This window comes from Chromobacterium sphagni (genome assembly GCF_001855575.1).
Classification (GTDB): Bacteria; Pseudomonadota; Gammaproteobacteria; order Burkholderiales; family Chromobacteriaceae; genus Chromobacterium; species Chromobacterium sphagni.
In genome coordinates this window covers 1,913,286-1,939,550 of the sequence record NZ_MKCS01000001.1, presented here as the reverse complement: position 1 = coordinate 1,939,550, position 26,265 = coordinate 1,913,286, and the positions used below count along the sequence as shown (strand labels likewise).

General features: G+C 64.3%; 28 protein-coding genes, 4 tRNA genes and 1 riboswitch. Of the genes, 10 read left to right on the top strand and 22 right to left on the bottom strand.

Going from position 1 to position 26,265, the window contains the following annotated elements; all coding sequences use genetic code 11:
* Positions 1–17: 17 nt before the first annotated feature.
* From nusG to rsmD, 9 genes are all read right to left on the bottom strand, one after another.
* The gene (gene nusG / locus BI347_RS09185) at positions 18–551 is read right to left on the bottom strand and encodes a transcription termination/antitermination protein NusG (RefSeq protein ID WP_071114272.1); all 534 of its coding nucleotides are present in this window, start codon (positions 549–551) and stop codon (positions 18–20) included.
* A complete protein-coding gene (gene secE, locus BI347_RS09180; protein WP_071114271.1) occupies positions 551–907 on the bottom strand; it encodes a preprotein translocase subunit SecE in 357 nt (118 codons plus the stop codon). The genes nusG and secE overlap by 1 nt, the downstream gene beginning before the upstream one ends.
* Before the next feature lie 64 nt (positions 908–971).
* Positions 972–1,047 (bottom strand) — tRNA-Trp (locus BI347_RS09175).
* 11 nt (positions 1,048–1,058) lie between these two features.
* Complete coding sequence (gene tuf / locus BI347_RS09170) at positions 1,059–2,249, bottom strand: elongation factor Tu (protein WP_071114270.1); 1,191 nt, start codon at positions 2,247–2,249, stop codon at positions 1,059–1,061.
* Positions 2,250–2,286: 37 nt separating this feature from the next.
* Positions 2,287–2,361 (bottom strand) — tRNA-Thr (locus BI347_RS09165).
* Between the two features lie 24 nt (positions 2,362–2,385).
* Positions 2,386–2,459: transfer RNA gene (locus tag BI347_RS09160), tRNA-Gly, on the bottom strand.
* A 49-nt stretch (positions 2,460–2,508) separates the two neighbouring features.
* Positions 2,509–2,594: transfer RNA gene (locus BI347_RS09155), tRNA-Tyr, on the bottom strand.
* A gap of 137 nt (positions 2,595–2,731) precedes the next feature.
* Positions 2,732–2,983: a YfhL family 4Fe-4S dicluster ferredoxin gene (locus tag BI347_RS09150; protein ID WP_071114269.1), complete on the bottom strand. Its 252-nt coding sequence runs from the start codon at positions 2,981–2,983 to the stop codon at positions 2,732–2,734.
* Positions 2,984–3,091: 108 nt separating this feature from the next.
* Complete coding sequence (gene rsmD / locus BI347_RS09145) at positions 3,092–3,655, bottom strand: 16S rRNA (guanine(966)-N(2))-methyltransferase RsmD (RefSeq protein ID WP_071115753.1); 564 nt, start codon at positions 3,653–3,655, stop codon at positions 3,092–3,094.
* A gap of 236 nt (positions 3,656–3,891) precedes the next feature.
* Here rsmD and ftsY point away from each other — a divergent pair, with 236 nt between their 5' ends.
* The 4 genes from ftsY (at position 3,892) to rpoH (ending at position 7,650) form a co-directional block, all read left to right on the top strand.
* Positions 3,892–5,037 carry a signal recognition particle-docking protein FtsY gene (gene ftsY / locus BI347_RS09140; protein ID WP_071115752.1) on the top strand — a complete coding sequence of 382 codons (1,146 nt, stop codon included), beginning with the start codon at positions 3,892–3,894 and terminating at the stop codon, positions 5,035–5,037.
* Positions 5,038–5,100: 63 nt separating this feature from the next.
* Positions 5,101–5,754 (top strand): cell division ATP-binding protein FtsE, encoded by a 654-nt coding sequence (gene ftsE, locus BI347_RS09135; RefSeq protein ID WP_071114266.1) that lies wholly within the window; start codon positions 5,101–5,103, stop codon positions 5,752–5,754.
* Positions 5,751–6,659: a permease-like cell division protein FtsX gene (gene ftsX / locus BI347_RS09130; RefSeq protein WP_071115751.1), complete on the top strand. Its 909-nt coding sequence runs from the start codon at positions 5,751–5,753 to the stop codon at positions 6,657–6,659. The genes ftsE and ftsX overlap by 4 nt, the downstream gene beginning before the upstream one ends.
* Positions 6,660–6,786: 127 nt before the next feature.
* Positions 6,787–7,650 (top strand): RNA polymerase sigma factor RpoH, encoded by an 864-nt coding sequence (rpoH, locus tag BI347_RS09125; protein ID WP_071114264.1) that lies wholly within the window; start codon positions 6,787–6,789, stop codon positions 7,648–7,650.
* Between the two features lie 82 nt (positions 7,651–7,732).
* Here the strand turns inward: rpoH and BI347_RS09120 are convergent, their stop codons facing one another.
* The 4 genes from BI347_RS09120 to BI347_RS09105 form a co-directional block, all read right to left on the bottom strand.
* On the bottom strand, positions 7,733–9,523 hold the full coding sequence (locus BI347_RS09120; protein ID WP_071115750.1) for a PglL family O-oligosaccharyltransferase: 1,791 nt from the start codon (positions 9,521–9,523) through the stop codon (positions 7,733–7,735).
* Between the two features lie 93 nt (positions 9,524–9,616).
* Entirely contained in the window at positions 9,617–11,479 is a 1,863-nt protein-coding gene (locus BI347_RS09115; RefSeq protein ID WP_071115749.1) for a PglL family O-oligosaccharyltransferase, read from the bottom strand.
* Positions 11,480–11,582: 103 nt separating this feature from the next.
* Complete coding sequence (locus BI347_RS09110) at positions 11,583–12,053, bottom strand: pilin (protein ID WP_071114261.1); 471 nt, start codon at positions 12,051–12,053, stop codon at positions 11,583–11,585.
* Between the two features lie 93 nt (positions 12,054–12,146).
* Positions 12,147–12,623 (bottom strand): pilin, encoded by a 477-nt coding sequence (locus BI347_RS09105; protein WP_071114260.1) that lies wholly within the window; start codon positions 12,621–12,623, stop codon positions 12,147–12,149.
* Positions 12,624–12,893: 270 nt separating this feature from the next.
* Here BI347_RS09105 and BI347_RS09100 point away from each other — a divergent pair, with 270 nt between their 5' ends.
* From BI347_RS09100 to BI347_RS09085, 4 genes are all read left to right on the top strand, one after another.
* A complete protein-coding gene (locus tag BI347_RS09100; protein ID WP_071114259.1) occupies positions 12,894–14,243 on the top strand; it encodes an adenosylmethionine--8-amino-7-oxononanoate transaminase in 1,350 nt (449 codons plus the stop codon).
* A 63-nt stretch (positions 14,244–14,306) separates the two neighbouring features.
* Positions 14,307–15,839, top strand: coding sequence for a hypothetical protein (locus BI347_RS09095; RefSeq protein WP_083338778.1), 1,533 nt, complete (start codon positions 14,307–14,309; stop codon positions 15,837–15,839).
* Positions 15,840–15,914: 75 nt separating this feature from the next.
* Positions 15,915–17,033 (top strand): glutamate 5-kinase, encoded by a 1,119-nt coding sequence (gene proB, locus BI347_RS09090; RefSeq protein WP_071114258.1) that lies wholly within the window; start codon positions 15,915–15,917, stop codon positions 17,031–17,033.
* Between the two features lie 107 nt (positions 17,034–17,140).
* Positions 17,141–18,214, top strand: coding sequence for an ABC transporter substrate-binding protein (locus BI347_RS09085; RefSeq protein WP_071114257.1), 1,074 nt, complete (start codon positions 17,141–17,143; stop codon positions 18,212–18,214).
* Between the two features lie 198 nt (positions 18,215–18,412).
* On the opposite strand, the gene BI347_RS09080 is transcribed toward BI347_RS09085, so the two are convergent.
* From BI347_RS09080 to ruvB, 3 genes are all read right to left on the bottom strand, one after another.
* Positions 18,413–18,991: a nucleotidyltransferase family protein gene (locus tag BI347_RS09080; protein WP_239690852.1), complete on the bottom strand. Its 579-nt coding sequence runs from the start codon at positions 18,989–18,991 to the stop codon at positions 18,413–18,415.
* Positions 18,992–18,995: 4 nt separating this feature from the next.
* The gene (locus BI347_RS09075; RefSeq protein ID WP_071114256.1) at positions 18,996–19,418 is read right to left on the bottom strand and encodes a hypothetical protein; all 423 of its coding nucleotides are present in this window, start codon (positions 19,416–19,418) and stop codon (positions 18,996–18,998) included.
* A gap of 83 nt (positions 19,419–19,501) precedes the next feature.
* Positions 19,502–20,536, bottom strand: a complete 1,035-nt coding sequence (gene ruvB, locus BI347_RS09070) for a Holliday junction branch migration DNA helicase RuvB (RefSeq protein WP_071114255.1) — start codon at positions 20,534–20,536, stop codon at positions 19,502–19,504.
* A gap of 84 nt (positions 20,537–20,620) precedes the next feature.
* A riboswitch (FMN riboswitch) is annotated at positions 20,621–20,767 on the top strand.
* Between the two features lie 129 nt (positions 20,768–20,896).
* Between ruvB and ribB the strand changes: the two genes are divergently transcribed.
* Positions 20,897–21,529: a 3,4-dihydroxy-2-butanone-4-phosphate synthase gene (gene ribB, locus BI347_RS09065; protein ID WP_071114408.1), complete on the top strand. Its 633-nt coding sequence runs from the start codon at positions 20,897–20,899 to the stop codon at positions 21,527–21,529.
* 11 nt (positions 21,530–21,540) lie between these two features.
* On the top strand, positions 21,541–22,215 hold the full coding sequence (locus tag BI347_RS09060; RefSeq protein WP_071114254.1) for a riboflavin synthase subunit alpha: 675 nt from the start codon (positions 21,541–21,543) through the stop codon (positions 22,213–22,215).
* Positions 22,216–22,245: 30 nt separating this feature from the next.
* On the opposite strand, the gene BI347_RS09055 is transcribed toward BI347_RS09060, so the two are convergent.
* The 6 genes from BI347_RS09055 to amgK form a co-directional block, all read right to left on the bottom strand.
* Positions 22,246–23,022, bottom strand: a complete 777-nt coding sequence (locus tag BI347_RS09055) for a substrate-binding periplasmic protein (RefSeq protein WP_071114253.1) — start codon at positions 23,020–23,022, stop codon at positions 22,246–22,248.
* A 108-nt stretch (positions 23,023–23,130) separates the two neighbouring features.
* Positions 23,131–23,724: a Holliday junction branch migration protein RuvA gene (ruvA, locus tag BI347_RS09050; protein ID WP_071115748.1), complete on the bottom strand. Its 594-nt coding sequence runs from the start codon at positions 23,722–23,724 to the stop codon at positions 23,131–23,133.
* Positions 23,725–23,762: 38 nt separating this feature from the next.
* Entirely contained in the window at positions 23,763–24,293 is a 531-nt protein-coding gene (gene ruvC / locus BI347_RS09045) for a crossover junction endodeoxyribonuclease RuvC (protein ID WP_071115747.1), read from the bottom strand.
* Positions 24,290–24,988 (bottom strand): N-acetylmuramate alpha-1-phosphate uridylyltransferase MurU, encoded by a 699-nt coding sequence (gene murU, locus BI347_RS09040; RefSeq protein ID WP_071116383.1) that lies wholly within the window; start codon positions 24,986–24,988, stop codon positions 24,290–24,292. The genes ruvC and murU overlap by 4 nt, the downstream gene beginning before the upstream one ends.
* Positions 24,989–24,999: 11 nt before the next feature.
* A complete protein-coding gene (locus BI347_RS09035; protein ID WP_071114250.1) occupies positions 25,000–25,203 on the bottom strand; it encodes a hypothetical protein in 204 nt (67 codons plus the stop codon).
* Positions 25,203–26,237: an N-acetylmuramate/N-acetylglucosamine kinase AmgK gene (gene amgK / locus BI347_RS09030; RefSeq protein ID WP_071115746.1), complete on the bottom strand. Its 1,035-nt coding sequence runs from the start codon at positions 26,235–26,237 to the stop codon at positions 25,203–25,205. Before amgK ends, BI347_RS09035 begins: the two co-directional genes overlap by 1 nt.
* Between the last annotated feature and the right edge of the window lie 28 nt (positions 26,238–26,265).

Sequence of the window (26,265 nt, the reverse complement as noted above, 5' to 3'; positions counted from 1 at the left end):
ACTTGCCAAGCAGAATTTTACAGCTTCTCTACCTGGCCGAATTCCAGCTCAACCGGGGTGTCGCGGCCGAAGATCTGCACCGACACGCGCAGTTTGTTGCGCTCGTAATTGACTTCGTCCACCGAGCCGTTGAAGTCGTTGAACGGACCATCGATCACGCGCACGCGCTCGCCCACCTCAAACAACACCTTCGGCTTCGGCTTTTCCACGCCCTCTTGCATCTGCTGCATGATGGCCTCGACTTCCTTCTTGGAAATCGGCGCCGGGCGGTTGGCGGTGCCGCCGACAAAACCGGTCACCTTGGGCGTACTCTTCACCAAGTGCCAGGTATCGTCGGTCATTTCCATTTCCACCAGCACGTAGCCGGGGAAGAACTTGCGCTCGGTGATGGATTTGCGGCCGTTCTTGATATCGACCACTTCCTCTACCGGCACCAGGATCTGACCGAATTGATCTGCGATGTCGGAACGTTCGATACGTTCACGCAGCGCCTTCTGCACGCTTTTCTCAAAACCGGAGTACGCGTGTACCACATACCAGCGCTTTGCCATTATCTACCTCGACCGAGAATCACATCGTAAAACAGCCATGACAGGCTGGAGTCCACCAGCCACATGAAGAGCGCCAGCACGGTGACGAATACAAACACCATCAGCGTCACCTGGGTCGCCTCCTTGCGTGTCGGCCATACCACCTTGCGAGCCTCGACGATGGACTCATTGGCATAGATCACCAGACCCTTGCCAGTCGCAGACGTCCACACCACGCCGGCAGCCAGCACAATGGAGACGATGAATGCCAGCGCGCGCAGCAGGCCCTGACTTTCCGGTATCAGGTAAAAGCCGACGATGCCGGCCACCACCACAAGACCAGCCAGAACCAACTTGATCTTATCTTGCATTTCCATGTCGAATCTTCTCTCGCATATGCGACAAAAGACCAACCGGCGCAAAGCGCCGGCTGGTCTTAATTGGCAGGCCAGGAGGGTCTCGAACCCCCAACCCTCGGTTTTGGAGACCGATACTCTACCAATTGAGCTACTGGCCTTTAAACTTTAATTAAGCAATGATCTTGGAAACAACGCCGGCACCGACGGTACGGCCACCTTCGCGGATCGCGAAACGCAGACCCTCTTCCATCGCGATCGGTGCGATCAGCTTAACGGTGATTTCCACGTTATCGCCCGGCATTACCATTTCCACGCCCTCAGCCAGCGTAACCGCGCCGGTCACGTCAGTGGTGCGGAAGTAGAACTGCGGACGGTAGTTGGCGAAGAACGGAGTGTGACGACCGCCCTCTTCCTTGCTCAACACGTACACGGAACCGCTGAACTCGGTGTGCGGCTTGATGGAGCCCGGCTTCACCAGAACTTGGCCACGCTCAACGTCTTCACGCTTGGTGCCGCGCAGCAGCACGCCCACATTGTCGCCAGCCTGACCTTGGTCCAGCAACTTGCGGAACATTTCCACGCCGGTGCAGGTGGTCTTGGCGGTTTCTTTCAGGCCAACGATTTCCAGCTCTTCGCCGACTTTCACGATGCCGCGCTCTACACGACCGGTCACCACGGTGCCGCGGCCGGAGATCGAGAACACGTCTTCGATCGGCAGCAGGAACGGCTTGTCGATAGCGCGTTCCGGAGTCGGGATGTAGGAATCCAGAGCAGCGGCCAGACGGAAGATCGACGGTTCGCCCATTTCGGACTGGTCGCCTTCCAGCGCCAGACGAGCGGAGCCGGTTACAATCGGGGTGTCGTCGCCCGGGAAGTCGTAGGAAGACAGCAGATCGCGCACTTCCATTTCAACCAGCTCCAGCAGCTCGGCGTCGTCAACCAGGTCAGCCTTGTTCAGGTAGACGATGATGTACGGCACGCCAACCTGGCGGGACAGCAGGATGTGTTCGCGGGTTTGCGGCATCGGACCGTCAGCGGCCGAGCAGACCAGGATCGCGCCGTCCATCTGGGCGGCACCGGTGATCATGTTCTTAACGTAGTCGGCGTGACCCGGGCAATCTACGTGTGCGTAGTGGCGGGCTTCGGTTTCGTACTCAACGTGCGCGGTATTGATGGTAATACCACGTGCCTTTTCTTCCGGCGCGCTATCGATCTGGGAGTAGTCTTTAGCTTCGCCACCGAACTTCTTCGACAGAATGGTGGTGATAGCAGCGGTCAGAGTGGTTTTACCATGGTCAACGTGACCGATGGTGCCGACGTTTACGTGCGGCTTAGTCCGCGCAAACTTTTCCTTAGCCATGGCAAAATTCCCAAATACGAAACATAGTAGTAAACGGTGGTGCCCATGGGCAGAATTGAACTGCCGACCTCTCCCTTACCAAGGGAGTGCTCTACCCCTGAGCTACATGGGCCCTTAAAACAGGCTTCTAAACGCTTGGAGCGGGTGAAGGGAATCGAACCCTCGTCGTAAGCTTGGAAGGCTTCTGCTCTACCATTGAGCTACACCCGCCTGGTCACTACACCACAACACTTCCACTGCCAAACGTCCAACTAAATTCTGGTGGGGGGAGAAGGATTCGAACCTTCGAAGGCTAAGCCGCCGGATTTACAGTCCGGACCCGTTGACCGCTGGGGTAACCCCCCCGTGAGAGACCCGAATATTATAGATGCCCCCCGATTCCGTCAACACCTTTCGCAAAAAAATCTGCATTGTTTTGCGCAAAAATAAGAAACGCCCCGCGGCGCGCAAGGCGTTTCTTTTCTTTTCAGTCACTTGCCGCTTCAGGGCTTGGCGGAAATCTTCAGGTACTTGGCGTGCAGTTGCTCTTCCGTCTCCTGATTGGACGGGTCCAGCGGGATGCAATCCACGGGACAGACCTGCTGGCATTGCGGCTCGTCGTAGTGGCCGACGCACTGGGTGCACAGTTCGGGATCGATCTGATAGATCTCCTCGCCCTGCGAGATCGCGTTATTCGGGCATTCCGGCTCGCAGACGTCGCAATTGATGCATTCGTCGGTAATCATCAAAGACATAGTAAATTCCTCAGGTATTCCATTACATGAATTCTGTCACCCGTGGCGGCGGGTCGCAAGTTCGCACTGGTTATAACCTTATGCGGCGACTCCGGCCACGCGGCGCAATCAAACGGGGTCCGCCGCCACACGCCGCAGCAGGCCATACTGTACGGTGCCGGCCTTGTCTCGCCTGACAAGCTCCAAGCCCTCGGGCAGCGTTTCCGGCCATAGCCTGGCCTCCAGATAAACCATTCCCTCCTCCGTCAACCGCGGCGGCAGCAAAGGCAGGGCCTGCTCCAGCAGGTCGGAATCGTAGGGCGGGTCCAGGAAAATCACGTCGAACCGCTCGCGACTGCTCTTCAGATACAGCAGCGCATCGCCGCTCTGCACTTCCAGCGCGGCCGCCTGCAACAGCTGGCGGTTGTCCTGCAGCGACTGATAAGCCTTGCGCGACTTCTCCACCATCACCACGCGGCGGGCCGAACGCGATGCCGCTTCAAAACCCAGCGCGCCGCTGCCGGCGAACAGGTCCAGGCAGCTTTTGCCATACAAATCCTGGCCCAACCAGTTGAACAGGGTTTCGCGGACGCGGTCCGGCGTGGGACGCAACCCCTCCGCGTCGGGGAAGGGCAACAGGCGGCGGCGATAATCGCCGCCTATGATTCTGACCTTGTTACGTGACTGACTCATGGCTCTTGACTCTTGAAACAAGCGCCAGAGTTTAACCTGATCAGGACTTTACCGCCTCAATCATGCTCGGGATCGACCGATTGTGTCGCGCGCCCGCCCACAAACTGCGCAATATTCCTTATATTAGTGCCAGTCTCTCCGGCATGGCGCAAACGCCCGTCGCGAGCCGATTCGGTGCGCGAGGGCATTTGAGGATACAATTTAGCCGTTTACCGAAATCTCTGGCCTGATTACGCATGTTCAGCTTCTTCAAGAAAAAGCCCAAGCCGGTGGAAACGCCGCAAACCGCAAACCCGCCAGCGGAAGCCGCTGAGCCGCTCGCCGCGCCAGCCGCCCTCGTCAGCGCCCCCGAACCGGCGCTCGAAGCCACGGCGGCTGCCGTGGAAATCGAGGCGCCAGCCCAGCCCTCCGGCCCTCAGCCCGAAGCCGAGTCCCAAGCCGCCCCGGCGCAGGAGGCCCCGCCAACGCCTAAAAAGATCGGCTGGACCGAACGGCTGAAAGCCGGCCTCGCCAAAACCCGCGACCGGCTGGGCAAGCAACTGGCCGGCCTGTTCGGCGGCGGCAAGATAGACGAAGACCTGTACGAAGAGCTTGAAACGGTGCTGCTGACCGCCGACATGGGCATGGACGCTACCGTGCACCTGCTGAAGGACGTGCGCGAGCGGGTGTCGCTCAAAGGCCTGAAGGATTCGTCCGAACTGAAGGGCGCGCTGAAGGATTCGCTGCAGGACCTGATCGGGCCGCTGGAAGTGCCGCTGAACGTGGAAGGCAAGAAACCGTTCGTGATCATGATGACCGGCGTCAACGGCGCCGGCAAGACCACGTCCATAGGCAAGCTGGCCAAGTACTACCAGAGCCAGGGCAAGAGCGTGCTATTGGCCGCCGGCGACACCTTCCGCGCCGCCGCGCGCGAACAGCTGATCGCCTGGGGCGAACGCAACAACGTCACCGTGATCGCCCAGCAGGGCGGCGATTCCGCCGCGGTATGCTATGACGCCATCCAGGCCGCCATCGCCCGCGGCATCGACATCGTGCTGGCCGACACCGCCGGCCGCCTGCCCACCCAGCTGCATCTGATGGAGGAAATCAAAAAGGTGAAGCGGGTGATCCAGAAGGCGCTGCCGGAGGCGCCGCACGAAGTGGTGCTGGTGCTGGACGCCAATATCGGCCAGAACACCGTCAACCAGGTGAAAGCGTTCGACGACGCGCTGGGCCTGACCGGCCTGATCCTGACCAAGCTGGACGGCACCGCCAAGGGCGGCGTGATCGCCGCCATCGCCAAGCAGCGCCCGGTGCCGCTGCGCTTCATCGGCGTCGGCGAGAGCATAGACGACCTGCGGCCGTTCGACAGCCGCGACTACATCGACGCGCTGTTCGAATAAGCAACGCCCGCGGCCGCGCTCGGCGGCCGCCTTTCTCAGCCAAGTCAAGCGGGAAACCACTACATGATCCAGTTCGACCAGGTTACCAAGCGCTACCCCGGCGGCAACGAAGCCCTGAAGAACCTGTCCTTCACCATAGAAACCGGCGAGATGGTGTTCCTCGCCGGCCACTCCGGCGCCGGCAAGTCGACGCTGCTGAAGCTGATCGCCGGCATCGAGCGCGCCACCAGCGGCGGCGTGCTGGTCAACGGCCAGAACCTGTCCAAGCTGCGCGCCAGCCAGATTCCCTATGTCCGCCAGCATCTGGGCATGGTGTTCCAGGACCACAAGATCCTGTTCGACCGCAGCGTGTTCGACAATGTGATGCTGCCGCTCGACATCATAGGCTTCGACCGCCGCGACGCTGCCAAGCGGGTGCGCGCCGCGCTGGACAAGGTGGGCCTGCTGTCCAAGGAAAAGAGCATGCCGATCCGCCTGTCCGGCGGCGAGCAGCAGCGGCTGTGCATCGCCCGCGCCGTGGTGCACCGCCCCAGCATCCTGCTGGCCGACGAGCCGTCGGCCAACCTGGACCGCGCCTACGCGCTGGACATCATGGAATTGTTCAAATCCTTCCACCAGGTGGGCGTCACCGTGCTGATATCCGCCCACGACGAAACCCTGATGGAAGACTACGGCCGCCGCATCATCCGCCTGAGGGAAGGACAGTTCGCCGCATGAAACACTTTCTCTATCTGAACTGGCAAAGCGCCAGGCAGGCGCTGGTCAAAATCCTGCGCCAACCGTTCGGCAGCCTGCTTACCCTGCTGATGCTGGCGCTGGCGCTGACGCTGCCGCTCTGCCTCTACCTGTCGGTCAGCAGCGTGCAGGACTGGGTGGGCCGCCTCACCGCCACGCCGCAGATCACGCTGTTCATGGAGCTGTCGGCCGAGGAGGCCGACATCGCCGCGGTCAACAGCACGCTGGCCCACCACCCCAAGGTCAAGAGCTTCACCTTCATCAGCAAGGGCAAGGCGCTGCAGGACCTGGAGCGGCGCAACGGCCTGGCGGGCCTGTCCGACGGCCTGGACGGCAATCCGCTGCCGGACGCCTTCGTGGTGACGCCCGCCTCGCTGGAGCCTCGCGAGCTGGAAATGCTGCAGAAGGAGCTTTCCGGCCTGCCGATGGTGGAGATGGCGCAATTCGACGCCCACTGGGCCAAGCGCCTGTTCGGCATGGTGGAGATGGGCAAGAAGCTGACCTGGTTCCTGGCCGCCGCGCTGGGCCTGGCGCTGGTGCTGGTGACCCATAACGCGATCCGCATGCAGATCCTGGCGCGCCAGGACGAGATCGAGGTGTCCAAGCTGATCGGCGCCACCGACAGCTTCATCCGCCGCCCCTTCATGTACCATGCGCTGTGGCAGGGCGTGTTTGCCGCGCTGCTGGCCTGGGGCTTGAGCAGCTGGCTGGCGGCGGTGGCCAACCCCGCCATCCGCGAGTTCGCCATGCTCTACGGCGAGCGGGTGGAGCTACGCGGGCTGAATCCAGCCGAGCTGGCCGCGCTGATAGGCGTGGCGGCGCTGCTGGCGATGCTGGGCGCGCGCCTCGCCGCCGATCATCACCTGCGCAAGGTCGAGCCGAAGTAAACATGCCAAATGAAAGGTTTCGGCTATCGCATCGATTGTTAAAATCATTGACGCGGGAACCTTTCGTTGCTAGCACTCTCCATACACGAGTGCTAACATAGCACTACCCAAGGAGGTAGCCATCGCAATGAACACAACATTTGCCCTGCCCGTTCCGTCGACCAGCGGCAGCCTGGAGCAGTATATCCAGGCGGTAAACAGCGTCCCCATGCTGTCGCCGGAACAGGAAAACGAGCTCGCAGTCCGCTTCCAGCAAGACAACGATCTGGAAGCTGCCCGGCAGATGGTGCTGTCGCACCTGCGCGTTGTGGTATCGGTATCGCGCGGCTATGCCGGCTATGGCCTGCAGCAGGCCGACTTGATCCAGGAAGGCAATATCGGCCTGATGAAGGCGGTGAAGCGCTTCGAACCGGGCCGCGGCGTACGGTTGTTCTCGTTCGCCATCCACTGGATCAAGGCCGAGATCCACGAATTCATCCTGCGCAACTGGCGCCTGGTGCGCATCGCCACCACCAAGCCGCAGCGCAAGCTGTTCTTCAACCTGCGCAGCATGAAAAGCAGCTTCTCCGCGCTGTCGGAACAGGAAGCCAAGTCCATCGCCGAAGACCTGGGCGTCAAGCCCGAGGAAGTGCGCGAGATGGAAATCCGCATGAACGGCCAGGACGTGTCGCTGATCGGCGACGCCGACGACGACGAAAGCTACGCGCCGATAGACTGGCTGGCCGACTCGCACAGCGAGCCGACCCGCGCGCTGGAACGCCGCGCTTTCGACCATCTGCAGTCGGAAGGCCTGGAGTACGCGCTATCGACACTGGACGCGCGCAGCCGCCGCATCGTAGAAGCGCGCTGGCTGACCGACGACAGCGGCTCCACCCTGCATGAACTGGCGGCGGAGTTCGGCGTATCCGCCGAGCGCATCCGCCAGATCGAAACCAAGGCGCTGGGCAAGATGAAGACCGCGCTCAGCGAAGGCGTGGTGCTGGACAACTAATCCACCAACTGCACCGTAAAAAAAGCCGCTCGAACCATCGAGCGGCTTTTTACTTGCCCGCCGTCTGGCGGGCGCTCGCCTATCACTCCTGCAAGGTACGGAACTTGGCCGGCAGCTTGTCGTAGGCCTCGCGACTGATGCGCCTCAGCGGCTCCCAGGCCGGATTCTGGTCGCCCAGCGTTTCCAGGAACTGGCCTGCATAAGTGGGGAAGGACGCCAGCGTGGTGCGCAGCGTCTGTTCCGCTTGGGCCTGCTGCCCCGCCAGGATTTCCATCTGCGCGCGCTTGAGCATCACGTCCGGATACGGGCGGAATTCGGTCAGCCTGTCCTCCAGCGCCAGCTTCTGCGCCAGGTTGTCGCGGCTGATCGGCAGATAGTCGTCCAGTGTGTACAGCGCATGATAGGCAAACAACGGCTTGGTCTTGACGATTTCGATCAGCCGCTCGGTGCGCTTGGCGTCCTTCTGCGCATTGCCGGTGGGGGTGTACAGATTGACCAACTCCCAGAACATCGGCGTGGTGCTGATAGACAGCCAGCCCACCCACGCCAGCGCGGCCAACAGCGGCAGGCGCAGGAATATAGGAGCGGCGCGGGAGCCGTCTCCGCGCGGCGCCATCGCCATGAACAGCACCAGCATCGCCAGGAAATAGAAGTACCACAACGGATATTCGAGCATGCTGTGGGTCAGCGTCACCGCCAGGCAACCCAGCGCCAGCACGCCCTCCGGCGCGGCCCGGCGGCAGAAGAAGGGCGTCAGCACCCAGACGAAGCCGCCCAACACCAGCGCGGTGGCCACGCCGCCCATCTCGGCCAACAGTTGCAGCACCAGATTGTGCGCGTTGGTGAACAAGCCGCTGTTGTAGCCGGCGGCGGCGAACTGCGGCAGCGGCTGCAAGCGCACGCTCTCCGCAGCGTATTGCGACCAGCCCACGCCCCACAGCGGGTGCGCCTTGAACGTGAGCCAGGCTTTGTGCATCTCGGCGAAGCGGCGCGCGCCCATGTCATCGCCATTGGCCGCCAGCCGGGCCACGCCGGAGGCGTTCTCCACATCGGAATGGGTCAGCAGCGAGATCAGATGGTTGAACAGCGGCAAAGCGAACTGCCCAGCCAGAATCGCGCCGCAGCTGGCCCACATCGCCAGCATCAGCCGGCGCGAGGTATCGTTGCGGCTGCGCCAGTGCCACAGCGCGGCCAGAGCGGAAATCGCCACCAGGTACAGCAAGGTGGTGCGGGAGCCCGCGGTGGCCAGCATCAGCGCCATCCACAACACCAACGCGATCAGCCAGCTGCGCCCCAGCCGCTCGACGGCGAACAGGTAGACCCCGGCCACCACCGACCACGTCAGGTAGTGCGCGTACTGGTTGCGTTGGCCGATGTGGCCGAAGATATTGGTGGTGGGGTGGGAGCCGTCGTAAAACAAGCCCAGCGGCGCCGCCAGGCCGGTGAGCTGGGCAGTACCGATCAACGACTGCACCAGGCCGCCGACGATGATAGCGCGCGCCAGCCATACCGCGAACTCGCGCTCGCCGAAGGCGCCGCGCAGCGAGGCCGCAACCGACGCCAGCAAGGCCAGCGACAGCCAGCCCAGCGCAGTGGCGTAGCTCATGCCCGGGAACATCAGGCTGACCAGTTGCGGCTGCAGCGCCCAGATGCCCGCCAGCAGCAGACACCACCAGCCGGCGCGCGGCACGGTGTCGAACAGCCTGCCACCGGGCAGCAGCAGCATACCGGCCGCCAGCAGCAGCCAGATCACATTGATTTCGCCAAACCACTGCGGCAGCGGCACAAAGTGGACGCGGGAGGCAAACGGCACGATGGCGACCAGGCACAATGCCAACAGGGCCAGGCGCTCGGAAATTTTCTGAAAAGTCATGGCGGGCCAGATGTCGAAACAACAAAGCCGGCAGCATACCGCATGCGCACAGCCGGCAAAACCAGTCAAATGTGTCCGCGCGTTACAAACGCCTTAAAACAAGGGTTTGCGCGTGACGGGAGACGCCACCGCCATCACCGCCGCCATCCGGGCGGCATCGGTGTAGGCCCCGCGCTGCAGATAGATCTTTTTCACCCTGCCGGTCAGCTCGGCCAGCCGCCGCACTTCCGGCTCCTGCCAGGACTGCAGGCTGGCATCCAGTTTCAACACCTCGTCCGGGTAGCTGGCGATGGCCTGCACCAGCGTCCGCCTGGCGGCCTCCGGCTGCCCGGCCAGCGCCTGGCACACGCTCAGCCGCTGCAGCACGGCGATATAGGGCTGATTGAGCGCCAATCGCTGGTAGAACGGCAGCACGATGTCGACATGCCGCTTGCTGGGCAACAAATAGTTGCCCATCACCATCGCGGCGGGATCCACCCACAACGGGTTGAGCTCCACCTTGCCGAGGTAGTTTACCCGCCGGATGTTCTCCGCCGCCGACTGGCTGGGCGCGCTGTACTCCACCAACCGCCAGAAGATGGCTACGCCGCTGACGATATGCGCCGCCATCAACGCGCCGCCGCCGATGCAAGCCAGCCTCAGCACCGCGGTGCGGGTCGGCGCCTGCCACGACCGCGCCGGCGACAGCGTGCACACCGTCACCAGCATCGCCAGAAAGGGCAGGTACCACAAAGGGAACTCGAACATGCTGTGGATCAACAGCATCATCGCGATACTGATCAGCAACAGGTTTTCCGGACTCTGCCGGCCGCGTCCGAAAAACGGCAACAGGCACCCACCCAGGCCCAATGCCACGATCAGAGTCCCCGGCAACCCGGTTTCAGCCAACAACTGGAAAAACAGATTATGGCTCTGGGTGAACAACACGGCTTCCGGATACTTGGGCAGGCCGCCGAAAGCTTCCAGCCAAACGGACTGCTCCGGATAACGCTCCAGCCCCACTCCCAGCCAGGGATGCTGCTGAAACACCATCCAGGCCTTGGTCCATTCGATGCGGCGCCGGGCGCCGAAGCCGGCGTCCAACAACCGCTCGGAACCGCTTTGCGCATGAATCGGCAGGCCCAGCCAATTGAGAAGCCAGATGATCTGCTCATTGAACAGCTGCAGCAGCGACAGCACGATCATCGCCGCCATCAAGGCCTGCAGCATCCGCGCCAGCGTCTCGTCACCGGACGCGCGCCGCTGCCAAAACCAGGCCAGCAGGCAGACTCCCAGGCAGTATGCCAAGGGCAGCCGCGCGCCGGACCAGGTAATGAACAACAACTGGAACAAGACCAGCAAACCGCAAAAACCGCCGCGCAGCCGCCGCCGGCCATACAGATAGCAGGCCGCCACCACGCCCCAGTTCAGGTACTGCGCATACTGGTTGCGCTGGCCGACATTACCCATCACCTCGGTCGGCGTCAGGTAATTCAACATCACCAAGCCGCGGGTATAGCGAGCCAAGTCCAGCACCTGGATGCCGCCCAACACGATTTGCAGACAACTGCCCAGCAGCAGGCAGGACGCCAGGATGACGCAAACCTGCGCCAGGTCGGGCCGCAGCCGGTTGGCCAGGAACACAGCCAGCAGCAACATCACCGCCAAGCTGCCGATACCCAGAATCGCCGGCTGGTAGTTATCCAACAACAGGCCGTTGCTGAATGACAGCCACAATAGCAGCGCGGTCAGCGCCAGCGCCGCCAGCGGCACTCTCACGCCGCTTTGCCGGCGGCGGAAGACGAACAGCCCGGCGATGCCGATGGCGAACACCACGCTGGCGTTGGTCCACCAGTCCTGCAGCGGCGTATAGCGGGCGCAATTGAGAAAGGGAAACACAAAACAAAAGCAGAAGAAGACATGCAACAAAACATCGTTCCATCCGGCTTTGCCGGTCGACTGGGCTTGACTCTGCATCGGGCTTTATCCGCGATCGAATGCAGTGATTATACGCAGCCAAGCGGTTCATTGACACGTCATGCGCGACGCCGCTGGAAAGCGGCGCCAGCCGCGCCCAGCCTTACAAACGGCAGGTGGCCGGCACCCAGTTGGCCTGCAGCTGGGTCGAAATGGCATTGGTGCCGCCGCCGGTGCCGGTATAGGTGCAGGTCCACTGGATCGAACCGGAAGACAAGGCCGGCACCAGGTCCAGTTGGGCGCCGCTGGACACCGTGCTGTTGTAGGTGATCTGAATCACGCCGCTGGCCAGCACCGACACGCTGCTCACCGCGTTACCGGTAATCGACGCCGCCGTGGCCAAGCCGTAGGCGCTGTTGTAAGGCGTGGTGCTGGCGAATGCGTTCTTGTTGGCGTAGTACTCGGTAACGGCGGTCTTGGCGGCGTCGGCCAGCGCCAAACCTTCGGCCACCCTCGTCCGCTTGACATAGTCCTGATAAGCCGGGATCGCGATGGCCGCCAGAATGCCGATGATCGCCACCACAATCATCAGTTCAATCAAGGTGAAACCCTGCTGGGTTGGTCTGTTCTGCATGTTACGCGTCTCCTGACGACAAGGCTGCCCGCCTTCGCCGGAAAGGCAAGAGGCACCGCAGTGCCTCTCGTTCCATCTATTTCGCTGCCGCGCTTATTGACGGCAGCTGGTCGGCACCCAATTAGACAGCAACTGCGTCGAGATCGCAGTCGCGCCGCCGCCGGTACCGGTGTAAGTGCAGGTCCATTGCACCGAGCCGGAGGTAATCGCCGGCACCAGGTCCAGCTGGGCGCCGCTGGACACCGTGCTGTTATAGGTGATCTGGATCACGCCGCTGGCCAGCACCGACACCTGGCTGACCGAGTTGCCGGTGATGGACGCCGCGCCGGCCAGGCCGTAGGTGGAGTTGAAAGGCGCAGAGCCGGATGCAGCGAAAGCATTGTTGGACGAGTAGTACTCGGTGACAGCGGTCTTGGCCGCATCGGCCAGCGCCAGGCCTTCCGTCACCCGCGCCCGCTTGGTGTAGTCCTGATAAGCCGGAATCGCGATGGCCGCCAAGATGCCGACGATAGCCACTACGATCATCAATTCGATCAGGGTGAAACCCTGCTGGATCTGCTTTCTCTTCATGTCTGAACTCCCGGATTGCCAAGCTTCGCCGAATGAAATGACCGCGGCCTCGCCAGCCGCCAGTCTCGTCTGCGGATTCCGGACGGAGACCGCCCTATGCATGTCCACTGCATTCAGCAGGAAGCATGCCAGGCCGGCCGCAGCCTGCGCAGATGCGGCGGCGATTGCTTCAAGCTGTCGCCATAGGGCATAAACTGACGTTTTTCGTCACCTCGTAGCCGCCGCGCGGACTGTGCTAGCATCGCCTTTCTCCTTATCGGAACCCGTCGCATGAGCAATCAAGCCTGGCTGCAACGCAGCTTCGCCGCCGTCTGGCACCCCTGCACTCAGATGAAACGCCACGAAAGCCTTCCCATCGTTCCCATCGCCGGCGCCGACGGCGTCTGGCTCACCGACTTTGACGGCAAGCGCTATCTGGATGGCGTCAGTTCCTGGTGGGTCAACCTGTTCGGCCACGGCGAGCCGCGCATCAAGCAGGCGATCAAGGATCAGCTGGACAGCCTGGAACACGTGATGCTGGCCGGCTTCACCCACCAGCCGGTGGTGGAGCTGTCCGAACGGCTGGCGGCGCTGAGTGGCCTGGGTCACGCCTTCTACGGCTCGGACGGCGCCAGCGCCACCGAAATCGCGTTGAAAATGAGTTTCCACTACTGGAAGAACCGCGGCCACAGCGGCAAGACCCGTTTCATCAGCCTGGAAAACAGCTACCACGGCGAAACCATCGGCGCGCTGGCCGTCACCGACGTGCCGCTGTTTTCATCCACCTACGCCGACCTGCTCAAACCGGGCCTGCGCGCGCCTTCGCCGGACGCCCGCCAGGCGGCGCCGGGAGAAAGCGCCGCGGATACGGCGCTGCGCGCCGCGCGGGCGATGGAGAACTTGCTGGCCAAGCACACCGGCGAAATCGCCGCCGTCATCGTCGAGCCGCTGGTGCAGGGCGCAGCCGGCATGGCGATGTACGATCCGACCTACCTGGCGGAACTGCGCCGGCTGTGCGACCGCTACCAGGTGCACCTGATCGCCGACGAGATCGCGGTCGGCTTCGGCCGCACCGGCACCTTCTTCGCCTACCAGCAAGCCGGCATCGTGCCGGACTTCCTGTGCCTGTCCAAAGGCATCACCGGCGGCTTCCTGCCCTTGTCCTGCGTGCTGACCCGCGACGACGTCTATCAAGCCTTCTATCATGACGACGTCGCGCGCGGCTTCCTGCATTCGCACAGCTATACCGGCAACGCGCTGGCGTGCCGAGCCGCGCTGGCGGTGCTGGACATCTTCGAAACCGACGATGTGCTGGCCGCCAATCGGCAAAAAGCGGCGGAATTCACCCGGCGGATGCAGCCGCTGGCCGCGCGGCCGGAAATCCGCCATTTCCGCCATTGCGGCATGATCTGGGCCTTCGACGTCGAAACCGGGCGCTCCGACTTTGCATTGGCCTTTTTTTCGGCCATGCTGAAACGCGGATGTCTGTTGCGGCCGATAGGCCGGACGGTCTACTTCATGCCGCCTTACACCCTGAGCAACGAAGAGATGGATTGGCTGATCGAGGCAAGCTGCGCGGCGCTGGACGAGGTCCTGGCCGGCGGCGCCGGCGCGGCGGGCGTGGAAACGCGATTGCCCTGAGCCGCCAGCCCCGTCCGACCATTCCCGACAATATGCAGCGACCCAGCTCGGAGCCCTGCCCGGATGCCGTCATTCGTCTTGCCGAAGAAGGATATGGACCCGCAACTCGTCGACACCCAGCCGGCCAGCGTGGCAGCCTGGCTGGAGCGCCTTCCCTACACCGATCTGACGGAGTGCGGGCGGCTGCTTGGCCAGGCGCTGTACCACCTGGGCCGCACTCCGCTGGACCCGATGCAACGCTACAAGCTGCTCCAGCTCTATCTGAAGGCGCTGGACCGCTACTATCCGCTGCTGGAAGCCGAAATCCAGCACAACGACATTCTGGCCTCGCCCAAGACCCGGCTGCTGGCCGTGCTCAGCGTCAAGCTGTTCGCCAACCTGTTCATCGCCTTCAAGCAGACCCTCAACGAGAAGCTGAGCAGGCAGGGGCTGATCGATCGCGACCAGCCCAAGATCGAACTGCTGCTGTACACCATGATGGCGGCGCGGCAGTACCTGAACAGCAGCCAGCAGAACTACTGCCCGCTGCCTGACGGCTTCTGGCTGGACTGTCACCAACTGTACGCGCTGGCGCTAGAGCGCGGCTGGCAGGACAAGGCGCTGGCCAACGACGACTCGCTGGCCACCATCTACCGCCAGATCCTGTTGCTGGGCCTCACCTCCACCAACCGCCTGTCGCTCGCAGACATGCAGCTGGCGCGTCAGCTGATCTACGACCTGGCCCGCCAGGTGTCGCTGCTGCCGGTGGCCGAGCTGCCCGACAACCGCCACGGCTACCTGCTGGATCCGCAGGAAGACAATCCGCCGCGCTACCTGCTGGTCACCCCCGGCTCGCTGCAGAGCCGCTGCAGCCTGCTGGAGCTGACCGGCGCGCTCAGCACCATGCGCCGCAGCCTGGAGCAGCTGCAAAAATCCGCCGCCGGCGCCGGCGCCGCGCCCACCAATGACGAAACCCAGCTCCTGGGCAGCCTGGTGGAGGAATGGCAGCACCCGCGCCGCCGCAAGCACGGCCGCGAAAACACCCGGACGGTGGTGGAGGTCACCACCACCGTCCCGTCGATCTGGCACCGGGTCAACGGCAACGGCTGGCAGCTTGCCGGGGCTGGCGGCGAAGAAGAAAACGCCCGCCTGCGGCCGCCTCCCCCTTCCTGCCTGCTGGTCATGGTCAACCAGAGCGAATCCGGCTACCTGCTGCGCGGCCTGCCGCGCGACCAGACGCTGCGCGCTGGCGAGGTGCTGTTGCTGCAGCCGCCGGATCAGCCGGGCGAGATCCAGCTGTGCTCGGTGCGCTGGGTGCTGATGCAGCCTACCGGCAAGGAAGTGGAATGCGGCGTGGAAATCCTCGGCCGCCAGCCGCAGCCAGTGCTGGCGATGCCCAGCATCACCCATAGCGGCGACAATTTCCAACGCGGCCTGCTACTGCCCGCCGCAGCCGGCCGCCCTGAATTGCTGCTGCTGACTGGCCGTCAATTCAGCCAGTTGCGCGAGTTTCGCCTGCGCGACGGCGAGGGCGAGCGATTGATACGCGCAGGCAAGCTGCTGCAGCAATCCCCGCATTTCCAGCTGATGGAATACCGCCCCAGCGAGTACTTTTGACCTGGCTCAAGCCCGCCGCTTTTTCGGTTACACTGACCTCTCTATAATTATCTGCTTTCATAGCGAGGTCTGTTGATGCACTCGGTGATTCACGCTTCCGACCGTATCGTGGTCAAAGTCGGCTCCAGCCTGGTAACCAACGATGGCAAGGGTCTGGATCTCAATGCCCTGGCGCGCTGGGCCGCGGAAATCGCCGAACTCAAGCGCCGCGGCAAGCAGGTGGTGCTGGTTTCCAGCGGCGCCATCGCCGAAGGCTGCCAGCGCCTGGGCTGGACCGTGCGTCCCAAGGGCGTGCACGAGCTGCAGGCCGCCGCCGCCGTCGGCCAGATGGGACTGTGCCAGGCCTATGAAAGCGCCTTCCGCTCCTTCGGCCTGCAGACCGCCCAGATCCTGCTGACCCATGAAGACCTGGCCGACCGCACCCGCTACCTGAACGCCCGCTCGACGCTGACCAGCCTGCTCAACCTCAACGTGGTGCCCATCATCAACGAGAACGACACCGTGGTCACCAGCGAAATCCGCTTCGGCGACAACGACACGCTGGGCGCGCTGGTGACCAATCTGATCGAAGCCGACGCGCTGGTGATCCTCACCGACCAGAAGGGCCTCTACAGCTCAGATCCGCGCAAGCATCCGGACGCCGAATTCATCCATCTGGCCGAGGCCGGCGACGCCCGGCTGGAGGAAATGGCCGGCGGCGCCGGCTCCAGCGTCGGCACCGGCGGCATGATCACCAAGATACTGGCGGCCAAGCGCGCGGCGCGCAGCGGCGCCGCCACTGTGATCGCCTGCGGCCGCGAGACCCAGGTGCTGTCGCGGCTGGCCGACGGCGAAGCCATCGGCACCCAGCTGGTGGCCGCCACCAACCGCATGGCGGCGCGCAAGCAATGGCTGGCCGATCACCTGAAACTGTCGGGCACGCTGCGGCTGGACGACGGCGCGGCGCTGGCGATACGCGAGCGCGGCACCAGCCTGCTGCCGGTGGGCGTCAGCGCGGTGGAGGGCGAGTTCCTGCGCGGCGAGGCGGTGGCCTGCGTCGACGCCGCCGGCCGCGAGGTGGCGCGCGGCCTGATCAACTACAGCTCGGACGAGGCGCGCCAGATCATGCGCAAGAGCACCCGCGAGATCGAGGGCGCGCTGGGCTATATCGTGGAGCCGGAACTGATCCACCGCGACAATATGGTGGCGCTGTAGCCGCACCGCAGCTCCCCGCTTCGCCGGGGAAAAGCGCAAGGTTTACCCCGACCCCTGCCAGTGTCTGGCCGGGGTTTCATTTTTAGCTGACACAAGGATGACAAGGTATGAACAAGCTGGCTCTTGCGGCGCTGATGACACTAGCCTGCGGTTCGGCATTCGCCGCGGATGTGCTGCACATCTACAACTGGAACAACGCGCTGTCCGCGGACACCGCCAAGCGTTTCGAGCAATCCTGCAACTGCAAGCTGGTGCAGGACTACTACGGCGACAACGAGGAAATGCTGGCCAAGCTGGCCGCCGGCGCCAAAGGCTACGATATGGTGTTCCCCACCGCCTTCGCCGTGAACACGCTGCTCAAGCAGGGCAAATTGCAGCCCCTGGACAAGAGCAAACTGCCCAACTGGAAAAACCTGAACAGCGGCTATCTGGCCCTGAACCAGCCGTTTGACCCGCGCAACCGCTATGCCGCGCCCACGGTGGTGTCGCTGACACTGCTGGGCTATAACGCCACCCAGCTGAAGAAAGCCGGCGTGGCCGACAAGGCTAACAGCTGGGCGCTGGTCTTCGATCCGGCCGTGCTGGCCAAGATCAAGGGCAAGGTGACGGTGCTGGACAGCCAGCGCGAGCTGATGGCCGCCGCGCTGATGTATCTGGGCAAGGATGCCAACTCCGTCAACCCGGCCGACTGGAAGGCCGCGGCGGAAGTGATCCGCCAGGCCAAGCCGTACTGGGCGGCGTTCAACAACCAGAGCTACATCAAGGAATTGACCGTCGGCAACATCTGGGTGGCGCTGGGCTACTCCAACGACCTCTACCAGGCGCAGCAGGACGCCAGGGCCGCCAAGCGGCCGTTCGAGCTGGCCTACCAGCCGCAGAAGGAAGGCAATGTGCTGGCGATAGACAATATGGTGATCCTGAAGGACGCGCCGCGCCCTGACCTGGCCTACCGGTTCATCAACTTCATGCTGGACGGCAGGAACGCGGCGGCGATCTCCAACCAGATCGGCGCCACCAATCCGGTGAAGGCGGCGGAAGCCTTCTTCCAGCCGCAGATCAAGGCCAATCCGGTGATCATGCTGGACCCGGCCAAAGGCCGCTACGTGGCGCTGAAGGACCTGGACGCCAAATCGCGGCGCGAGCTGAACCGCTTGTGGACGCAGGTGAAGATTGGGCGGTGAGCCCCGCGCAATAGCGTCCGCTATGCGGACGATGATTTTCACGGCGGTTCCGCCCGCCGGACGGGCAAGGGAACTGTCCCGCCAGTTCCCTTGCAACCCTAGGCGGCCCCCACGGCCGGAGAAACCCCGGCATGGGCCGAAGGGAGAATGGCAGCGGCCGACTCAGGCGCCAAGCCATTCATGACTTACTCCTCTCCCTCACTCCCCCACCACCGTCACCCGCGGCCAGCGCTCGGCGTAGCGCTTCTGCGCCAACCGCTGGCGGTAAGTCTCCACGCTGACCCGCGCCGGGTTGCGCCTCACCACCATCTCGAACAAATCTCCCAGGCCATGGGGCGCGATGACGCGCAGGCTGTCGTCGGCGTTCAGCGCCACGCCGACCGCCGTCGCGTATTCCGGCCAGCTGGCCACCGCCTCCTCCAGCGACAGCAGAGGTGGGACTTGGTAACCGAAATGATCGGCGAACCACAGGTGGACGGCGGCCTGGTTGGTCACCTCCCACGGGATGTCGGGATGGCTGGCCGCAAGGCTGGCCTGCAGGGCAGCGTCGCGCGCGGTCGAGAGGTCGGCGGCATCGAAATAGACCAAGTCCAGGCCGGGAAGGCACGAGGGAATGGTATGATCGTGCAGCGCGTCCCACACCAGGTTGCGCAGCGCGCCGGCGCCTATGCACCAGTCGGCCAGGTCCAGCGCGCGCGCCGCGCGCAAGACCGGCATCAGCCAGGGGCTGGCGCGTACCAGCCGTTCCAGGCGAACGTTCAGCGGCGATCCGGGCACCGGTTTATTGCTGGCCGCTGTTGCGGCGGCTTTCCGCTTCCTGGCGGCGAAACTCCACCGCGCGCATCACCACATAGGCCAGCATCGCGCACAGGAAAAACAGCAATACCACCCAGGCGATGGACTGCAGCGTGCTGATGAAGGCCTGGAACAGCTCCAGCATCCAACGTTCGCCGCCCAAAGCCAGCTGGGTGCTGCCCTTGCCCGGCGCCGGCGCCAGGTAGCGCTCCAGCGACCACGGCCGCACTCCGCCGGAAATGCCGGTCACCACGATGGCGAAGAACACATACTTGCGCCAGGCGAAGGCCAGTTCCTCGCCTATGGTGCGGCCCAGAATCTTGGCCACCGCCGGGTCGAAGAAACGGGCGGCGGCGGCGGCGGTAGCCGCCACCACGATCAGGATGGTGCCAAACAACACGTAGAACATGATTACTCGCTCGCAAGCCAAATGGTTCCATTGTACGCGCATTGCATGGCGGCGGCGCCGCCCAGCGCTTGCGCTACGGCAAATCAGCTGTCGCGCGCAGGCAGACCGAAATGCAGATAAGCCTGGCTGGTGGCCATCCGGCCGCGCGGCGTGCGCTGCAGATAGCCCTGCTGAATCAAATAGGGCTCGATCACGTCCTCGATGGTGTCGGTGGATTCGCCTATCGCCGCCGCCACGTTGTCCAGGCCCACCGGGCCGCCGCCGAACTTCTCCAGGATGGCCGACAACAGCTTGCGGTCCATCACGTCCAGTCCGGCCGGATCGACATCCAGCATCGCTAGCGCGGCGTCGGCCACCTCCGCCGTCACCACGCCGTTGGACTTCACTTCGGCGTAGTCGCGCACCCGGCGCAGCAGGCGGTTGGCGATGCGCGGCGTGCCGCGCGAACGCTTGGCCACTTCCAGCGCGCCGTCGCCCGACAACTCCACGTTGAGCAGGCCGGCCGAGCGGCTGACGATGCGGGTCAGTTCCTCGGCGGTGTAGAACTCCAGCCGGGCGACGATGCCGAAACGGTCGCGCAGCGGGTTGGTCAGCATGCCGGCGCGGGTGGTGGCGCCCACCAGCGTGAACGGCGGCAGGTCCAGCTTGACGGAACGGGCCGCCGGCCCCTCGCCTATCATGATGTCGATCTGGTAATCCTCCAGCGCCGGGTAGAGAATTTCCTCCACCACCGGAGACAGCCGATGGATTTCGTCGATGAACAGCACGTCGTGCGGCTCCAGATTGGTCAGCAGCGCGGCCAGGTCGCCGGCGCGCTCCAGCACCGGGCCGGAGGTCTGGCGCAGGTTGACGCCCATCTCGCGCGCCACGATGTGGGCCAGCGTGGTCTTGCCCAGGCCCGGCGGGCCGAACAGCAGCACGTGGTCCAGCGCCTCGCCGCGGCGCTTGGCGGCCTCGATGAAGATTTCCAGCTGCTCGCGCGCCTTCCTCTGGCCGACATAATCGTCCAGCTGCTTGGGCCGCAACGCCCGCTCCAGCGCCTCTTCCTGCTCGCCCCGCTGCGGGGTGACGATACGGCGCTCAGGCGCGGCGCCGAACAGCTTGTCGGTTTCTATCATCGGATGCTCGTGTCTCTATCGGGTGGCAATATTCTAACATCGCGTTATACTCGGCGCTGGCCGCCCGAACAGGCGGCCGTCAAGCTACGTCTTCAGGGCGGGGTGCGATTCCCCACCGGCGGTATGGTCGCAAGACCGAGCCCGCGAGCGCTTTCGCCATCAGGCGGAAGGTCAGCAGATCTGGTGCGATGCCAGAGCCGACGGTAATAGTCCGGATGAAAGAAGACGACGCCAAAACCCCGCCCGCGCCTGCGGCGGGGCCTCGTGTCGTATCCGCGCCGTTTGGCGCCGGATGGCCGCGCGCTGTCCGCTTCACGCCCCGTGACGTGTTTCTCAGTGTAGTTTTGAGGACCGTTGATCATGAATGCCCACACCAATATCCTGACCCTGCGCATCGAAGCCGCCATCGCCGCCTTGCAGCAAGGCCTGCCGGTGATCGTATCCGACGACCACGACCGCGAGAACGAGGCCGACCTGATCCTGGCCGCCGACGCGCTCACCGTGCCGGAAATGGCGCGGATGATCCGCGACGGCAGCGGCATCGTCTGCCTGTGCATCACGCCGCAACACGCCGCTCGCCTGCAACTGCCGCCGATGGCCGCAAGCAACGGCAGCCGCTACGGCACCGCCTTCACCGTCGCCATCGAAGCGGCCGAAGGCGTCACCACCGGTGTGTCCGCCGCCGACCGCGTCACCACCATCCGCGCCGCCATCGCGCTGGACGCCAAACCGGCCGACCTGGTGCGACCCGGCCACGTCTACCCCATCGTCGCCCGCCCCGGCGGCGTGCGCGAGCGGCGCGGCCATACCGAGGCCTCGGTGGAGCTGGCGCGGCTGGCCGGCTTCAGCCCGGCCGGGGTGCTGTGCGAACTGATGAATCCGGACGGCAGCATGATGCGCGGCGCCCAGTTGGATGCCTACGCCGAACGCCACGGCCTGCCGCAGCTGACGGTGGCGGAACTGGCCGACTGGCTGCAATGCCAGCAAGGCTGAGGGAGGCTGCCATGTTCAGCGGAATCACCCAGGGCGTCGCCCGCATCGTCGCCATCGCCGAGGGCGACGGCAGCCGCCGCCTGACCATCGCCTTTCCGGATGGTTTCTGCGCCGGCCTCCAGCAGGGCGCCAGCGTGGCGATAGACGGCGCCTGCCTGACGGTGGCCGCGCCTCCCGAAGGCGACCTCGCCCAGTTCGACCTGATCCTGCCAACGCTGGTCACCAGCACGCTGGCCGGCTGCCAGGTCGGCGACAGGATCAACGCCGAGCGCGCCTTGCGCGACGGCGCCGAGATCGGCGGCCACGCCTTGTCCGGCCATGTCGACTACCAGGCCACGGTCGAACAGCTGCGGGAATACGGTGACAATCTGTGCCTCAGGCTGGCGGTGCCGGCCGGCGCGCTGCGCTACCTGTTTGCCAAGGGCTATGTGGCGGTCAACGGCGTCAGCCTGACCATCGCCGGCATCGACAAGCCAGCCGGCTGGATCGAAGTGTGGCTGATCCCGGAAACCCGCCGCGCCACGGTGCTGGCGGACAAAGGCCCAGGCAGCCGCCTGAACCTGGAAATAGAAAGGCAAACCCAAGTGCTGGTGGACACCATGCGCGAGGCTCTGGAGGAGAAGCTGTCGGCGCTACTGCCGCTGCTGGCCCGTCCAGGCAAGCCCGCCGCGCTGCCCGCCGGCTGAAGGACATGGCGGCATGGCCCGCCATGTCCTTCAGCGCCACAAGGCCACGGCGGTTTCCTCTGGCGTCATGTAACGGCCGATCAGCCGACGCATGGTGCCGTCGTGGTTCATTTTATCCACCAGCTTGCGCCACTGGCCAATGTCCTGCGGCGGGAAGGTTCGCTTGGCGAAAACGATGCCGCGCGGACTCGGCTCGGACAACCGGTCCCAATCCGCCACCCGCACCCGCCCCTCCAGGCCGAACTCCTTCAGCTTCTGCCGGTATACCATCGGTGTGGAGAAAATGCCGGCCGCGCGGTTCTGCGCCAGCATACGGAACAGGAAATCGTCCTCCGCCACCTCCACCACCCGCCCCCGCTCGGACAGGCGCGCAATCCAGGGATCGTAATAGCGGCTGGTGCTGTAGCTGCGCACAATCGCCCAGCGCCATTGCGGCTCGGCGTCGAGAAAACCTTGCATCGAGTCGATTTGCCGCGGCAGGCGCGGCGAGAGCAACACATACTGCTTGAGCTGGATGTAGTTGAGAAACCAGTAGATCTGCTCGCGCTCCGGCGTGGCGATGGCGGACAGCGTGACATCCAGGCGCCCCGCCTCCAGCTCCTTCCAGATCCGGGCCCGCGGCATCAGCACATACTCGAAACGGCAGCCGCTGCGGCGGCGCAACTCCTCCGCCACATCCCAGTCCAGCCCGCTATGATCGCTGTAGAACTGGCCGATGCGGTAAAAAGCCAGCCGAACGGGCTGATCCGGACAATGCATGGCCGACCAGGCCGGCTGCCACTGCAGCCATGCCGCCAGAGACACCATCCAGACCCTCTCCCGCCATCCCGGCATGCATCCCCCCGCTCCGCCTCCCCGAGCGCGCCGGATCCGGCGCTCCATCCGATGAGTCCACCCGCCACGGCAGTATAGCCGTCACCCCTTCATCAGGTTCTTCAAGGCCAGCCGCACGCCCTCGCCCACCGTCACCTCGGCCGGCAGGCCCTTGGTCGCCGCGGCGGCTTCTTTCTCGTTGTAGCCCAGCGCCAGCAAGGCGCCGACGATGTCGCTCTTCTCGTCCGGCGTGGCGGCGAAGGGCAGGCCGCCCGGCACCATCAGGTTGCCGCCGGTGGCCAGCTTGCCGCGCAGCTCCAGCACCAGCCGCTCGGCGGTCTTCTTGCCTATGCCCGGCACCGACGACAGCCGCTTGATATCCTCGCTGGCCACCGCGATCGCCAACTCGTCGGCCGTCATGCCCGACAGCAGCGCCAGCGCGATCTTGGCGCCGATGCCGGTCACCTTGATCAGCTGGCGGAAAGTCTGCCGCTCTTCCTTGCTGGCGAAGCCGAACAGCAGATGGGCGTCCTCGCGTATCACCAGGTGGGTGAACAGCGTGGTGCTCTGGCCCAGCGCCGGCAAATGGTAAAAGGTGGTCATCGGCACATCCACTTCGTAACCGACGCCGTTCACGTCCACCACCACCTGCGGCGGCAGTTTTTCAATCAGTTTGCCAGTCAGGCGTCCGATCATCTTGCATTCTCGCTATGGATGAATATTGTCGGGGGCGGTCACACCAGCCTCCCGCCCTTTACTTTCAGGCCCTTCAGCGCCAGTTTTCCTATCGCGCCGCCGCTGTGGTTGGCGTGGGTCAGCGCCACCGCCAGCGCGTCGGCGGCGTCGGCCTGCGGCGTGCCGGACAGATTCAGCATGCGCACCACCATGTACTGCACCTGCTCCTTCGGCGCCTTGCCCTGGCCGACCACCGACTGCTTGACCTGCAGCGCGGTGTATTCGGCCACCGGCAGGTCCTTCAGCACCAGCGCCGTCATGCAGGCGCCGCGCGCCTGGCCCAGCATCAGCGTGGCCGCCGGGTTGACGTTGACGAACACCCGCTCCAGCGCCGCCTCGGTGGGCTGGTAGGTGGCGATCACTTCGTGGATGCCGTCCACCAGCACCTTGACCCGCTCCGCCAGCGTGGAGCCGCTCTTGTTGCGGATGGCGCCGGAAGCGACGTAGTGGCGCTGGTTGCCCACCACGTCTATCACGCCGAAACCGGTGATCAGGCTGCCTGGGTCGATGCCCAGGATGCGCCGGCTCATGCCGTCCAGCCGGCGGCGATGGCGTCGGCCTCGGCCAGCCGCTCCGGCGTGCCGACATCCAACCACACGCCCGCCTGCACTTCGCCGCTCACCTGGCCGCGCGCCATCGCCTGCAGCAGCCACGGCAGCAAAGGGCTGGCCGCGCCGGCAGCCACATCGCGGAAAAAGGCCGGATGGTAGGCGGCCAAACCGCAGAAGGTATAAGGCGCATCGCCGTCGCCGCAGGGCTCTACCCTGCCGTCGGTGCGCAAGGTCAGATCGCGGCCGGTCGGATAGCCCGCCTTGGCCGTCAGCACCAGGTGGGCCAGCCGCGTTTCGCCATCCAGCGCCGCGGCGGCTTCGATCAGCCGCGCCACCGGGAAGTCGGTCAGCACATCACCGTTGATCACGATGAACGGCGCTTCGCCCAGCAGCGGCAAGGCGGTGGCGATGCCGCCGGCGGTCTCCAGCGCGCTCGCCTCCGGCGAATAGCGGATGGACGCGCCGAAGCGGCCGCCGTCGCCCAGCGCCTGTTCTATCCGCGCGCCCAGCCAGGCGTGGTTGACCACCAGCTCCCGCACGCCAGCGCGCGCCAGCCGTTCGATATGCCACTGGATCAGCGGCTTGCCGCCGGCCCGCAACAAGGGTTTGGGCGTGTGGTCGGTCAGCGGCCGCATCCGTTCGCCGCGGCCGGCTGCCAGTATCATTGCCTTCATGGTTTTCTCGGTCATTTCGGGAATAGCCGCTCCGCCGGAAAATCGCCTTCGTTTTCCCAGAAGCCGCGCTCGTTGCGTTCGGACAGCAGCCACTGGCCGTGCCGCAACGTCAAGCGGCGGTAGCTGACGCGGAAGCTCTGGCCATCCCAATCGCCCTTGGCCGCGAAGTCCGGCGCGCAGGGCACCAGCAGCAATCCGGCGCCAAGCATCCGCATCAACTGCCCTTCACGCCCAGCACCGGGTAGCTGGACTGCAGCTCGGCGTCGGTTTCATCCTTGCCCACCAGTTGCACCAGCAACTGGTAGAACGGCGCCAGCTCGTGATAACGGCGGGTGGCGCGCTTCAGGTACTTGATGAAGCGCGGAATCTCGGCGCGGTACTTGTCCTTGCCGTCGCGGTGGTGCAGCCGGGAGAAGATGCCGGCCACTTTCAGGTGGCGCTGCACGCCCATCCATTCGAAAGCGCGGTAGAAGTCGTCGAACGCTTCCGGCACCGGCAGGCCGGCGGCGCGCGCCTTTTCCCAGTAGCGGATGGCGATGTCCAACACGAAGGGCTCGTCCCACTCGATGAAGGCGTCGCGCAGCAGCGATACCAGATCGTAGCTGACCGGGCCGTACACCGCGTCCTGGAAGTCCAGCACGCCGGGCGCGCCGGCGCTGAGCATCAGGTTGCGCACGATGAAGTCGCGGTGGACGAATACCTTGGGCTGCGACAGCAGCATCGGCAGCAGCGCCTTGACCCCAGCGTCCCACAACTGCTTCTGCGCGAAGTTGAGCGGCTTTTGCAGCTCTTTGGCGCAATACCAGTCGGGGAACAGACTCAATTCGCGCAGCAGCAGCGCTTCGTCGTATTCCGGCAACACGCCGGGCTGGCTGCCGCGCTGGATTTCCACCAGCGTGTCCAGCGCCTCCAGCAGCAGATGCTGGTGCACCTGCGGCCGCTCGTCGTGCTGCAAGGCCGCCAGATAGGTGATCTTGCCCAGATCCTCCAGCAACATGAAGCCCTGCTCGCGGTCGCGCAGCAGGATCTGCGGCACCCGCACCATGGCGAAGACGTCGCGCACCTTGACGTAGGCGTCGGTATTCATGTGCTCCGGCGGCGCGTCCATCACGATGCGGCTGGCGCCATCAGGCCAGATGGCGCGGAAATAGCGGCGGAAATCCGCATCGGCGGCGGCGAATTCAACCTGGATTTCCACTCCAGGATATTGCTGCGCCAACCATTTCTTGAGCTGTTCCAGTCTTTGCATGTCGCTTTATCTTGGTACTGATATAGAA

Bases quoted from the DNA above. Each gene is read 5' to 3' on its own strand.
- rpoH (WP_071114264.1), top strand. From the start codon at position 6,787: ATGAACACAACATTTGCCCTGCCCGTTCCGTCGACCAGCGGCAGCCTG.
- ribB (WP_071114408.1), top strand. From the start codon at position 20,897: ATGAATGCCCACACCAATATCCTGACCCTGCGCATCGAAGCCGCCATC.
- BI347_RS09100 (WP_071114259.1), top strand. From the start codon at position 12,894: ATGAGCAATCAAGCCTGGCTGCAACGCAGCTTCGCCGCCGTCTGGCAC.
- BI347_RS09055 (WP_071114253.1), bottom strand. From the start codon at position 23,022: ATGGTGTCTCTGGCGGCATGGCTGCAGTGGCAGCCGGCCTGGTCGGCC.
- ftsY (WP_071115752.1), top strand. From the start codon at position 3,892: ATGTTCAGCTTCTTCAAGAAAAAGCCCAAGCCGGTGGAAACGCCGCAA.
- tuf (WP_071114270.1), bottom strand. From the start codon at position 2,249: ATGGCTAAGGAAAAGTTTGCGCGGACTAAGCCGCACGTAAACGTCGGC.
- BI347_RS09035 (WP_071114250.1), bottom strand. From the start codon at position 25,203: ATGCGGATGCTTGGCGCCGGATTGCTGCTGGTGCCCTGCGCGCCGGAC.
- BI347_RS09095 (WP_083338778.1), top strand. From the start codon at position 14,307: ATGCCGTCATTCGTCTTGCCGAAGAAGGATATGGACCCGCAACTCGTC.
- BI347_RS09075 (WP_071114256.1), bottom strand. From the start codon at position 19,418: ATGTTCTACGTGTTGTTTGGCACCATCCTGATCGTGGTGGCGGCTACC.
- BI347_RS09085 (WP_071114257.1), top strand. From the start codon at position 17,141: ATGAACAAGCTGGCTCTTGCGGCGCTGATGACACTAGCCTGCGGTTCG.
- secE (WP_071114271.1), bottom strand. From the start codon at position 907: ATGGAAATGCAAGATAAGATCAAGTTGGTTCTGGCTGGTCTTGTGGTG.
- BI347_RS09110 (WP_071114261.1), bottom strand. From the start codon at position 12,053: ATGCAGAACAGACCAACCCAGCAGGGTTTCACCTTGATTGAACTGATG.
- nusG (WP_071114272.1), bottom strand. From the start codon at position 551: ATGGCAAAGCGCTGGTATGTGGTACACGCGTACTCCGGTTTTGAGAAA.
- ruvB (WP_071114255.1), bottom strand. From the start codon at position 20,536: ATGATAGAAACCGACAAGCTGTTCGGCGCCGCGCCTGAGCGCCGTATC.
- proB (WP_071114258.1), top strand. From the start codon at position 15,915: ATGCACTCGGTGATTCACGCTTCCGACCGTATCGTGGTCAAAGTCGGC.
- BI347_RS09060 (WP_071114254.1), top strand. From the start codon at position 21,541: ATGTTCAGCGGAATCACCCAGGGCGTCGCCCGCATCGTCGCCATCGCC.
- ruvA (WP_071115748.1), bottom strand. From the start codon at position 23,724: ATGATCGGACGCCTGACTGGCAAACTGATTGAAAAACTGCCGCCGCAG.
- rsmD (WP_071115753.1), bottom strand. From the start codon at position 3,655: ATGAGTCAGTCACGTAACAAGGTCAGAATCATAGGCGGCGATTATCGC.
- ruvC (WP_071115747.1), bottom strand. From the start codon at position 24,293: ATGAGCCGGCGCATCCTGGGCATCGACCCAGGCAGCCTGATCACCGGT.
- amgK (WP_071115746.1), bottom strand. From the start codon at position 26,237: ATGCAAAGACTGGAACAGCTCAAGAAATGGTTGGCGCAGCAATATCCT.
- BI347_RS09150 (WP_071114269.1), bottom strand. From the start codon at position 2,983: ATGTCTTTGATGATTACCGACGAATGCATCAATTGCGACGTCTGCGAG.
- ftsE (WP_071114266.1), top strand. From the start codon at position 5,101: ATGATCCAGTTCGACCAGGTTACCAAGCGCTACCCCGGCGGCAACGAA.
- murU (WP_071116383.1), bottom strand. From the start codon at position 24,988: ATGAAGGCAATGATACTGGCAGCCGGCCGCGGCGAACGGATGCGGCCG.
- ftsX (WP_071115751.1), top strand. From the start codon at position 5,751: ATGAAACACTTTCTCTATCTGAACTGGCAAAGCGCCAGGCAGGCGCTG.
- BI347_RS09115 (WP_071115749.1), bottom strand. From the start codon at position 11,479: ATGCAGAGTCAAGCCCAGTCGACCGGCAAAGCCGGATGGAACGATGTT.
- BI347_RS09120 (WP_071115750.1), bottom strand. From the start codon at position 9,523: ATGACTTTTCAGAAAATTTCCGAGCGCCTGGCCCTGTTGGCATTGTGC.
- BI347_RS09105 (WP_071114260.1), bottom strand. From the start codon at position 12,623: ATGAAGAGAAAGCAGATCCAGCAGGGTTTCACCCTGATCGAATTGATG.